The sequence below is a fragment of the Henriciella sp. genome, from assembly GCF_049649345.1.
Lineage (GTDB): Bacteria > Pseudomonadota > Alphaproteobacteria > Caulobacterales > Hyphomonadaceae > Henriciella.
In genome coordinates, this window is sequence record NZ_JBARZC010000550.1 from 1 (window position 1) to 9,913 (window position 9,913).

The 9,913-nt window shown below is 61.9% G+C and carries 10 protein-coding genes and 1 pseudogene; 2 read left to right on the top strand and 9 right to left on the bottom strand.

Translation table 11 applies throughout. The annotated features are described in order from the left end of the window. From der to panB, 4 genes are all read right to left on the bottom strand, one after another. Positions 1–1,499: ribosome biogenesis GTPase Der (gene der / locus WA989_RS15180; RefSeq protein WP_424341322.1), on the bottom strand; the 1,499-nt coding region annotated here is incomplete at its 3' end. 47 nt (positions 1,500–1,546) lie between these two features. Then, on the bottom strand, positions 1,547–2,893 hold the full coding sequence (locus tag WA989_RS15185; RefSeq protein WP_424341323.1) for a PQQ-binding-like beta-propeller repeat protein: 1,347 nt from the start codon (positions 2,891–2,893) through the stop codon (positions 1,547–1,549). Beyond that, a complete protein-coding gene (locus tag WA989_RS15190) occupies positions 2,890–3,636 on the bottom strand; it encodes a tetratricopeptide repeat protein (protein ID WP_424341324.1) in 747 nt (248 codons plus the stop codon). Before WA989_RS15190 ends, WA989_RS15185 begins: the two co-directional genes overlap by 4 nt. Before the next feature lie 84 nt (positions 3,637–3,720). Further along, the gene (gene panB / locus WA989_RS15195; RefSeq protein ID WP_424341325.1) at positions 3,721–4,542 is read right to left on the bottom strand and encodes a 3-methyl-2-oxobutanoate hydroxymethyltransferase; all 822 of its coding nucleotides are present in this window, start codon (positions 4,540–4,542) and stop codon (positions 3,721–3,723) included. A 59-nt stretch (positions 4,543–4,601) separates the two neighbouring features. Between panB and WA989_RS15200 the strand changes: the two genes are divergently transcribed. Continuing rightward, positions 4,602–5,018 (top strand): hypothetical protein, encoded by a 417-nt coding sequence (locus WA989_RS15200; RefSeq protein ID WP_424341326.1) that lies wholly within the window; start codon positions 4,602–4,604, stop codon positions 5,016–5,018. On the opposite strand, the gene WA989_RS15205 is transcribed toward WA989_RS15200, so the two are convergent. Beyond that, positions 5,007–5,588 (bottom strand): NnrU family protein, encoded by a 582-nt coding sequence (locus WA989_RS15205; protein ID WP_424341327.1) that lies wholly within the window; start codon positions 5,586–5,588, stop codon positions 5,007–5,009. The genes WA989_RS15200 and WA989_RS15205 overlap by 12 nt on opposite strands. Positions 5,589–5,707: 119 nt before the next feature. On the opposite strand from WA989_RS15205, the gene WA989_RS15210 reads away from it, so the two are divergent. Then, positions 5,708–6,910, top strand: a complete 1,203-nt coding sequence (locus tag WA989_RS15210) for an FAD-dependent monooxygenase (RefSeq protein WP_424341328.1) — start codon at positions 5,708–5,710, stop codon at positions 6,908–6,910. On the opposite strand, the gene WA989_RS15215 is transcribed toward WA989_RS15210, so the two are convergent. The 4 genes and pseudogenes from WA989_RS15215 to WA989_RS15230 form a co-directional block, all read right to left on the bottom strand. Beyond that, positions 6,891–7,889 (bottom strand): NADPH:quinone oxidoreductase family protein, encoded by a 999-nt coding sequence (locus tag WA989_RS15215; RefSeq protein WP_424341329.1) that lies wholly within the window; start codon positions 7,887–7,889, stop codon positions 6,891–6,893. The genes WA989_RS15210 and WA989_RS15215 overlap by 20 nt on opposite strands. Before the next feature lie 134 nt (positions 7,890–8,023). Beyond that, the gene (locus WA989_RS15220; protein ID WP_424341330.1) at positions 8,024–8,557 is read right to left on the bottom strand and encodes a hypothetical protein; all 534 of its coding nucleotides are present in this window, start codon (positions 8,555–8,557) and stop codon (positions 8,024–8,026) included. Between the two features lie 13 nt (positions 8,558–8,570). Next, complete coding sequence (locus WA989_RS15225; RefSeq protein WP_424341331.1) at positions 8,571–9,155, bottom strand: hypothetical protein; 585 nt, start codon at positions 9,153–9,155, stop codon at positions 8,571–8,573. 12 nt (positions 9,156–9,167) lie between these two features. Then, positions 9,168–9,913: pseudogene (locus WA989_RS15230) on the bottom strand (hypothetical protein); the annotation flags it as partial.

A 9,913-nucleotide genomic window follows, 5' to 3' on the forward strand; every position in this document is an offset into this window, starting at 1 on the left:
GCATAGGGGTTTGACCCCTGCCGCACGAACAGCCGGATCGGAACACCCGGCATGTCGAACGCCTCGCGGATACCGTTGACCAGGAAGCGCTTGTATTGTTCCGGCATCTGGTCGCCCCGTGAGGCGATCAGCACGAAGGTTGGCGGACGCGCCTTCATCTGCGCCATGTAGCGCGGCTTGATCCGCTTGCCGTGAACCGATGGCGGGGGATGGCGCTCGATCGTGTAGCGCAGCCAGCGATTGAGATCCCCTGTCTTCACCCGCGCCGACCAGTCATCGTAAACCTTGGCGACCGCCGGCATGAACCGGTCCACCCGCTTGCCCGTCAGGCCTGACAGCGTTACAAGCGGCGCGCCCTTGGCGTTCGGCAGCAAGCGTTTGGCGAGATCGCTCAGCTCGCGCATCTTCTGCGCATGGTTCTCGACGGTGTCCCATTTGGAAATCACGAAGACGAGCCCACGGCCCTCGCGCACGGCAAGATCAGCGATCTGCAGGTCCTGCTTCTCGAAGGCGTCATCGGGATCCATGACCAGGGCGATGATGTCGGCATATTGCAGTGAGCGAACCGTTTCGCCCGTCGACATGCGTTCGAGCTTTTCGTGCACGCGAGACTTCCGGCGCAGGCCCGCCGTATCGACCAGCTTCACCTTGCGGCCTTCATACATCCAGTCGACGGAGATGGAATCGCGCGTGATCCCGGCTTCAGGGCCGGTCAGCACGCGCTGCTCACCCAGCAACTGGTTGATCAGCGTCGACTTGCCCGCATTCGGGCGCCCGACAATCGCAAGCCGGATCGGCTTTTTGCGCGCTTCCTCACGCGCGGCAAGCTGGGCTTCGGCCTCGGCGGCGTCATCAATGCCGGCCGCTTCGAGCGCAGCGGTCAGCTCGTCCTCGCTGAGGTTCGGGTCATCGACATCGATCTCGGCCATCCGGTCCAGAATCTCGTCGTCGAAGCCTTCGCCCTCGGCGGCGTCATCTTCGGCGAATGCGGCCTCGAATGCCTCCTCGCCCAGCGCGGTGCGGATGGCGCCATAAAGATCGCCCATACCCTCACCGTGAGCCCCGGACAGGCCCACAGGCTCGCCAAAACCGAGCGACCAGGCTTCGGCCAGCCCGATGTCGCCCTGGCGGCCTTCTGCCTTGTTGGCCGCCAGCACGATGGGCAGGTCCGCCTTGCGCAGCACATTGGCGAACCGCTCATCCATCGGGGTCACGCCTTCGCGCGCATCGATCAGGAAGAGCGCAAGTTCGGCCTCGCGGATCGCAATCTCGGTCTGACGGCGCATCCGCGATTCAAGGGAATCGTCATGCACGTCCTCAAAGCCAGCGGTGTCGATCAGGATGAGGGGCAGGTCAGCGAGGCGGCCGGCTGCTTCCTTGCGGTCCCGCGTGACGCCCGGCTGGTCATCGACCAGCGCGAGCTGTTTGCCCGCAAGCCGGTTGAACAGCGTCGACTTGCCGACATTGGGGCGGCCAACAATGGCGATTTTCAAAGGCATGGCGCGCTCCCTCCAGGAAGACGTCGATCATAGAGCGAGCGCAGCCCTTAGCGGATCGCGATCAGGCGCGCATCATCTGTCAGCACAAACACCTTATCGCCCACCGAAATCGGCTCAAGATAAACCGCGTCGCCAAGGTCGATGGAACTGATCCGCTCACCCGTCTGCGGCGACAGTGCGATCAGCTCGCCGCGCGAGGAGACGACCAGCACCTGGTTGGACGCAATGATTGGTCCGGCATAGGCGATACGGTTCTTCTTCTTTTCCTGTTTCTCGAACTCGCGAAGCTGCTTGACCCAGTAGATCTGGCCGGTCGCCGCCGACAGGCAGACAATCTGGCCATTCGTGCCCGACACGAAGATATATTCGCCAGCAAGCGCAGGCGCGGACGTCGAGCCGACAGGCTGAACCCAGACGCGGTTGCCCGAACGCCCATCGATGGCCGCCATGACACCGGACTGGTTGGCGGCAAAGACGAGCCCGCCGCCAATCACCGGGCGCGAGGCGATATCATTGATCGAGGAGATCGGCGTGAACCGGCCCGGACGCGACAGCGCTTCAGTCCACAGACGCCGGCCATTCGCGGCGAGATAAGCGATGATCTCGCCCGAGGAATATGGCGTGATGACAATATCTTCAACCGCCGCAGAGCTCGGCGAGCCGAGGATGCGCGCGGTTTCCGCGATGGCCTGATCGGTCCAGACAATCTGTCCGTCACTCAGGTCGAGCGCGAAGACTTCATTATTGTTCGACGAGACGAAGGCGCGGCCATCCTTGATGGTCGGCGAGCCGGTCATCGGCGCTTCCATGTCTCGGCGCCAGATCTCTGCACCATTGGCGACATCAAGCGCGCTGACAAAACCAAACCCGCTGGCCACGATAAGCCGGTCACCAGCAACGGCGATGCCGGAGCCGATGCCGGTCTTGTCGCGCCGATTGCCGGAGTCGAGCTCTCGTTGCCAGAGCCGGCTTCCTGTATCGAGGTCAAAGGCCCGCACGGTCTGTTTTGAATCGATCACGAAAATCGCGGTTTCACTGGCCACGGGCGGTGTGGTCAGAGCCGACTTGCGGTTCGAACCTGCGCCGGCATCGACCCGCCAGGCCCGCTCAAGATTGGCCGCAGCCGCAACATGGCCTGCCGTTTTCGTCGCTGTAGAGCCGGCTTGCGGCCAGCTTGTCAGCGCTTCGGCCTCGGGAAGGGTCACGGCTGTGGAGGCAAGCTCAGGATCGGCTTCGAGCGCTTCGTCACCAAGCACCATTTCAATGCGGCCGGCGCGTTCTTCCTCGGTCAGACGTTCCTTTTCGGCCCGTTGGCCACTGAAATAGGAGCAGCCTGCGATCGAGGCACTGAGCAACGCGATGACGCCCAGTTTCGTATAGGTTTGGATGGTCATTCTGGTTGGTCTCCGTCGGTGGCCCCTGGCCCCGGTTCCGCTTCATCCTGCACAGGCTCGACAGGTGTTTCTGACGCAGTGTCTTGCGGTGTAGCTGGTGTGGATACGGCTGGCGGAAGCGCAGCGAGCGCCGCGCGCGAGCGTTGCTCGACGCCCTGCGGCACATTGGCGAGAAAGCGCAACTCATTGAATGTGGTGCGCGCAAATTCGATGTCGCCTTCGGCCACGGCCTTTGCCGCGATCAGCTCCAGCGCCAGGGCGCCGAAGGCCGACGGGTCATTCGTCAGCGCGCCGAGATAGGTCTCAAGCTCGGCCCGGCTCATCGAGTTCGATTTGAGATAGGCGGCCTTTATGAGGGAGAGCTTGCCGATCGGCGTTTCGGTATTGGCGGCCGCTTCCAGGGCTTCGACAGCCGAGGCCATGTCGGCCGTGCCTTCGAGGCGGGCCTGCGCCAGATAATTCGCCGACAGCGGTGCGATCTCGGTGTCTTCAGACACGAGCGGTTCCAGAGCCGCAGAGGCCTGTTGCCAGTTCTGCTCGGCAAGCTCATCGACGCCCTGCTCGAACTGCATCGCACTCTCTTCGATCGACTGCGCCTTGCTGTACTGCAGATACTCGTTCAGCGCGACGCCGCCAATCAGGAGCGCGGCAGCGATATAGGCGAAGACTCCATACTTCTTCCAGAGCCGCGCCGCCCTGTCCTGGCGAAGGCCTTCCTCGACTTCCTCAAAGATATCAGCCAATTGGCCTTCTCCATTTCATCCCGGATTCTTGGGCGCACCCTAACCGCGTGTCAGGCCTGCGGCAACGCGTGAAAGCGGTTCGATTCAGGGTTTACTCAGCTTGTAGGTTTCCGCTGCGCCGGGAAACCTGCGAGCGCGCACATCTGCAGCGTAGCCCTCGATGGATTTCTCTATTCCGGCTCTGACATCGCCGTACCGGCGCACGAATTTCGGCGTCCAGTCGAACAGGCCGAGCATGTCCTGCGTGACCAGAATCTGCCCGTCGCACGCCGCTGAGGCGCCGATCCCGATGGTCGGAATGGCGACGGCCCTGGTGATCTCCTCGGCCAGATCTTCGGCCACGCCTTCGATGACGATGGCAAAGGCCCCGGCGTTCTCGGCGGCTTTTGCTTCGGCCATGACACGGTCGCGCTCGCCGCCTGTTCGGCCCTGCGCCTTGAAGCCGCCGACCACATTGATCGCCTGCGGGCGAAGGCCGACATGGCCCATCACCGGCACGCCGCGCTCAACCAGATGCTCTATCTGATGGGCCGCATAGGCGCCGCTCTCGATCTTGACGGCCTGGCAGCCTGTCTCCTGCATCAGGCGCGCGGCATTCAGGAAGGCCTGGTCGGCGTTTGTCTCATAGCTGCCAAACGGCATGTCGACGACGACAAAGGCCTGATCGGATCCGCGCATCACGGCCTGGCCATGCAGGATCATCATTTCCATGGTCACGCCAACGGTTGATGGCAGGCCGTGCACCACCATGCCGACACTGTCACCGACGAGGATGACATCGCAATGCGGGTCCATGATTTCAGCCATCGGCGCGTCATAGGCGGTCAGGCAGACAAGCGGCTGGCCGCCCTTGGCCGCAGCGATATCGCGCACCGTCTTGCGCCGTATCTCGGTTTGTTTCGACATGGCAAGTGCCTTAGCGCGCCACCTGCGCAACCACAAGAATTCATGTAGAGACACTGAGGATGAGACGTCGTGAGCATCCGCTTTGGATATTGGTCGCCATCTATGGCGGCCTGGCTTTTATGATCGGATTTGTCTTCGGCGCGCTCCGCGAAATCGTCCTTATACCGCGCTTTGGGGACGAGCCCGGCCACTGGATCGAATTTCCGCTGGTGACTGTGCCGATCGCGATCATTGGCTGGATGATCGGGCGGCGGCGCGCGGGGCAACTCGGCCAGGCTTGGGCCATCGGAGTTGGCGGCGTGGCTGTTTTGCTGGCCATTGAGAGTATTTTCGCCCTCGGCGTGATGGGTGTGACCGTCTCCGACTATGTCGACAGTTTCAACATTTTCAAAGGTGCGCTCTTCCCATTTGGCCTCGCCATCATGGCCGCCGCGCCTCCGGTCGGATCGGCGCTTGCGCGGCCATCAGAGCGCTAGAACAGGCATGCCGAACAGGATCCGGTGAAGGCCGAAAATCATCGCAGCCCACAGGCCAACGCCAATCACAACGGCCAGAATATCGCCCGTCACATTCGGTTGAACGCTGGCCGGCGGGCCATTGTCGCCGCGTTTCTTCACAGCGATCCGGTCAATCACCGCATAAGCGAGGAAAGCGCCGAACAGGATGATGGAGTTGAGCTCACCATTGGCCAGCAAATGGCCCACGGCCCAGAGCTTCACGCCGACCAGCATCGGATGTTTCAGCGTTTTCTTGATGTAACCCGTCGGCAAATTGGCGGCGAAAATGATCGGCCAGGCCAGGAGCTGAATCACGATGTTCAGGTGTGTCGTCCAGACCGGCGGCTGCCAGATGATCGCGGCCGGGCGCATTGCGCCATAGCCATAGACGATGAGCGCAAGCCCTGCGATCGCGACCAGGCTGTAGAGACCCATATATGGCCCCTGCCCCAGCCTCGCCCTCAGATCCTTGCCAGGCTCGCGCGAGCGGAATGTGGAAAACAGGTGCGGCCCGAAAAAGACGATAAGCCCTGCGATGAGAAAAATCATGTTGCCCTCCCAGACTCGCGCCAGAATGGGCAGCATCGCGCGGTCTGGCAAGCAAAACCGGGAAGACAGGTCAGACGGGCCCTGATAGAGCCAGACCAATGGGCCAGACAGGACGGGGCATGGATCGCTCAGCGAAATTCGCAATCATTGTCGGCGGCGGCATTGGCGGGCTGACCAGCGCGCTGGCACTCGCCCGGCAAGGCTGGACCTGTCATGTCATTGAAGCAGCCGCGGAATTCAGGGAGGTCGGCGCCGGCCTGCAGCTTAGTCCGAATGCGATGAAAGTGCTGCGCGCACTTGGCCTCGAAGATGCGATCCGCGCCGTTTCCTTCGAGCCTGAGGCCCTGGAGCTGCGCCTTGGCCGCTCCGGCCGCGAAGTATTCCGTATCCCGGCCGGGGCCGCAGCCGAGACAAGATGGGGCGCGCCTTATCTTCATATTCACCGGGCCGATCTGCTCGGCGTGCTCGCTGAGGCTGCGCAGAGCCATCCCGATATCGGTATCTCACTCGGCGCAAGGATCACGCACTATGATCATGGCGGGGACGGTGCCATCGTTTATACACAGGCCGGCGAACCGCTCACTGCCAATCTCGTCATTGGCGCCGATGGGCTTCATTCGACCATTCGCGAACAGATGCTCGGCCCCGATTCGCCCCGCTATACCGGCAATATTGCGTGGCGGATGGTTGTACCGGTCGCGCATCTGGACCGCCCTCCACCGCCCACGGCCTGTGTCTGGGCTGGCAAGAACCGGCACGCCGTGACCTATTTTCTGCGCAGGGGCGCGCTCGTCAATTTCGTCGGCGTTGTCGAACAGGCAGAACCTATGTCGGAAAGCTGGTCAGAGACCGGCAGCAAGGCCGAAGCGTTGGCAGACTTTGCCGGTTGGGACAGTACCCTCACTGAGATCATCAACAAGGCCGAGACCCATTTCAGATGGGCGCTCTATGACCGGCCCGCGCTCTCTCGCTGGACCGATGGCCGTGCGACCCTCCTCGGGGATGCCTGTCACCCGATGCTGCCCTTTCAGGCGCAGGGAGCGGCGATGGCGATTGAAGACGCGTGGGTGCTGGCGGCCTGTCTCGACGGCGCAGCGTCCATCGAAGACGGCCTCTCAGCCTATCAGGGCGGCCGCCTTGCGCGCACCGCCCGCATGCAGGCCGCGTCCCGTGGCAATATGGGCGTGTTCCACAGAAGCGCGCCGCTGTCCCAGCTTTCGACCTACGGCCCGATGTGGCTTGCCGGCCGGATGATGCCCGGACTGGTTCGCTCCAGACTGGACTGGATTTATGGGCACGACGTCACAGCGACGGATCGATGATGACCCGGCCCACGACGCGGCGTTCCTCCATTTCGGCAAAGGCCTGGCGCCAGTCATCGAGGCTGTAAACGGCGTGAACGTGCGGCGTCACCGCCTGGTCGGCCACCAGTTTCCAGACCGCCTCCATGTTCTCGCGGCCTTTCTCGGGAAATCTGCGTCCATACTCGCCAGCCCTGACCCCGACGACCGAAAATCCCTTGATCAGCGGCATGTTGGCCGTGATGCTCGGAATGCGGCCTGAGGCAAAGCCAACGACGAGCAGCCGCCCATCAAAGGCGATGCAGCGAACACTCTCATCGAATACGTCCCCGCCGACAGGGTCGTAGATGACATCCGCGCCGCCGCCAGTGATTTCCTTGACCTGTTCGCGAAACCCGTCCGACGAATTGAGAACTATATCAGGGGCATAGGCGGCCTTGATCGTCTCGAGTTTTTCCTCGCTCGAGGCCGCCGCAATGACCCTGGCGCCCAGATGCTTGCCAAGGTCCACGGCTGCGAGCCCCACACCGCCCGCAGCGCCGTGCACCAGAAGCCACTCGCCGGGCTGGATGTTGGCGCGCCTCACGAGAGAAACATAAGCGGTGATATAGGCCGATCCGACAGACGCGGCCTCTGCAAATCCCAGATGCTCCGGAATGGTCCGGGTCCGGCGCGCGCGATAGGTGCCATATTCGGCGAAAGCGCCGCCGAGCCCGCCGGTGACGACCCTCTCGCCGACGCTGAACGCATCCACGCCATCGCCGACCGCAACCACCTCGCCGGCAACATCTCCGCCCGGAATGAAGGGAAGATCAGGCTTGTGCTGATAGCCGCCCCTGGTCATCAACAGGTCCGGAAAGCCGAGACTTCCCGCGCGGATCCGGATCAGCAGCTCGCCTTCGCCCGGCTGCGGCACAGGCCGTTCGACTATCGCGCAGCCTTTGAAATCGTCAGCCAGCGTCTCGACGCTCAGCGCGCGCATCGTGTTGGGGAGTGTCATGCCGCCTCGTCCGCTTGCCTGTCACAGGTCTAGCAGACCGGGACTGGCCCTTGTCCATGCTGACGTTGCGTCGGGAATTGATTTGCGGCGACGTTCAGCCCCGCTTGGGAGCATGACAGGACCCTGGGTCGCGGCTAGCGGCCACCCGCCGGGCGTGAATTGATGGCTTCCAGCAGGCGGGCGCGCGCTTCGAGCTCAGCCTGTTCCTGTTCGCGCCGGTCAAGCTCGGCCTGTTTGACGCGCTGGGCCTCCGGGCCAAAAATGACATTGAACAGATCGCGCTCTGACGGGTCATCGCCATCGCCGCCATCAAGCCAGCTCAGCATTTCGCAACTGTCGCCAAACACGCGGCCTTCCGCCTTCAGATAATCGACAAGCGCCTCCTGTCGCGGCGAAAGCAGGCAGGTGTCGGCGTACATGTTCGACGGCAGCGCCTCACTGACACTGCTCTCGTCAATATCGGCACCATTGGCGGCCGCGGCATCGATCTGGTCAACTAGCTTGCCAGCTTCGACAGCCCGCCGGCCAATCTGGTTCAGATTGGCGTTGCTGCGCTCGCCGGTGTCGGTCTGATTATCACCGATCTGTCCGATCAGGCTTTCATTCTCGGCCGAGGCCGGCAGCGACGCTCCGACCAGAAGGGAAAGGATGAGGATTTTGCCGCGCATGGGAGTATCCGCCTTAATTGCCAGTCTGCGTCACAGAGACGGCAGACCCGCCATACTGGGTGATCGCGAATCCCATATTATCTCCATTCTGGACATGTTCGAAGACATTTCCGCTCCCATACTGGGTGGCCATGGAGACGTTGTTGTTTCCGTTCTGCTCCAGATCGTAGAAATTGGTATCGCCATACTGGAGCAAGGCGGATTCATTATAATTGCCTGACTGAATGATGTCGGCAAAATTGTTGCCGCCAAAGGATTCCTGGACGGAGACGATCAGATTGTCCTCCCCATCCTGCAAGGCGGTCATGGCGTTGTCGTCACCCCTCTGGATGACAACCGCCTCATTGCCGGGCGTGGTATCGAACTTCTTGTAGTCGATGGGCGAGCCTTCATAGCTGAACTCGCCATTTTCACCATCACCTGCCCCTTCGCTGAAATCCTGATTCAGCAAATCGGCGATCGGGTCGCCGCTCAGCGCGGCATATTCATCATGGCCGTCATCGTCGCCGCCATGCCCGAAGGCAACGGCACCGGAGAGACAGAAGGTCGCCAGAATGACCGCAGCAAAGCGAGACATGATCTGCAATACTGCGGTCATAACCGGGTACTCCTACTGGCTCACATTGGCCGTATGGGTCGATCCGACCTGCTCGACCGTCGACGCTGCGACAGCCGATGACTGATCCACAAACGCCGTGTTACCGGTGCCATCCTGAAGGATACTGGACGTAATCAGGTCACTGCCCCAATTGCTTCCCGACTGGTTCGAGACGGCCGTGTTGCCCCCGCCGAGCAGACCGGTGTCGCGCTGCTCGATGCTGGACGTGCCGCCATTTCCGGTCTGGTTGATCAGGGCCGAACTTCCGGTGTCGTCGGAAGCCTGCCAGATCGAAGCCATGTTCAGACCCGCCCCGACCTGATCGATCGTTGCCGATCCGGCGGTGCTGTACTGGTCGACATAGGCCGTGTTGAGGAAGGTGCTCGACGTGACATTGATTGTCCCATCAATACCATCCTCATTGATCGTGGCGACATTGCCCTGACCGAGCTGGGTCACCGTGATCATCGGGTTCGTACCTGACGAATTCACAGTCACTTCATTGTCGGAAGAGTCCGGCGAATAGGGATCGGCTGTATTGCTGTACGTTCCCTGATTGACCGTCACATTACCGCCGTCACTGTTCTGCGTGACAGAGGCAGAGTTGCCGGTGCCGTTCTGTCCAACAAAGGCCCAGGGCGCGACGCCATCGGAGCCTTGCGTGATCGACGCGATATTCTCGTCGCCGCGCTGGTACAGGAATGCTTCAGCGTCGTTCGTGTACTGCAGAATCGCCGCCTGGTTCGCAGCCACGCTGT

Bases quoted from the DNA above. Each gene is read 5' to 3' on its own strand.
- WA989_RS15200 (WP_424341326.1), top strand. From the start codon at position 4,602: ATGAGACGTCGTGAGCATCCGCTTTGGATATTGGTCGCCATCTATGGC.
- WA989_RS15210 (WP_424341328.1), top strand. From the start codon at position 5,708: ATGGATCGCTCAGCGAAATTCGCAATCATTGTCGGCGGCGGCATTGGC.
- WA989_RS15215 (WP_424341329.1), bottom strand. From the start codon at position 7,889: ATGACACTCCCCAACACGATGCGCGCGCTGAGCGTCGAGACGCTGGCT.
- WA989_RS15205 (WP_424341327.1), bottom strand. From the start codon at position 5,588: ATGATTTTTCTCATCGCAGGGCTTATCGTCTTTTTCGGGCCGCACCTG.
- WA989_RS15185 (WP_424341323.1), bottom strand. From the start codon at position 2,893: ATGACCATCCAAACCTATACGAAACTGGGCGTCATCGCGTTGCTCAGT.
- panB (WP_424341325.1), bottom strand. From the start codon at position 4,542: ATGTCGAAACAAACCGAGATACGGCGCAAGACGGTGCGCGATATCGCT.
- WA989_RS15225 (WP_424341331.1), bottom strand. From the start codon at position 9,155: ATGACCGCAGTATTGCAGATCATGTCTCGCTTTGCTGCGGTCATTCTG.
- WA989_RS15220 (WP_424341330.1), bottom strand. From the start codon at position 8,557: ATGCGCGGCAAAATCCTCATCCTTTCCCTTCTGGTCGGAGCGTCGCTG.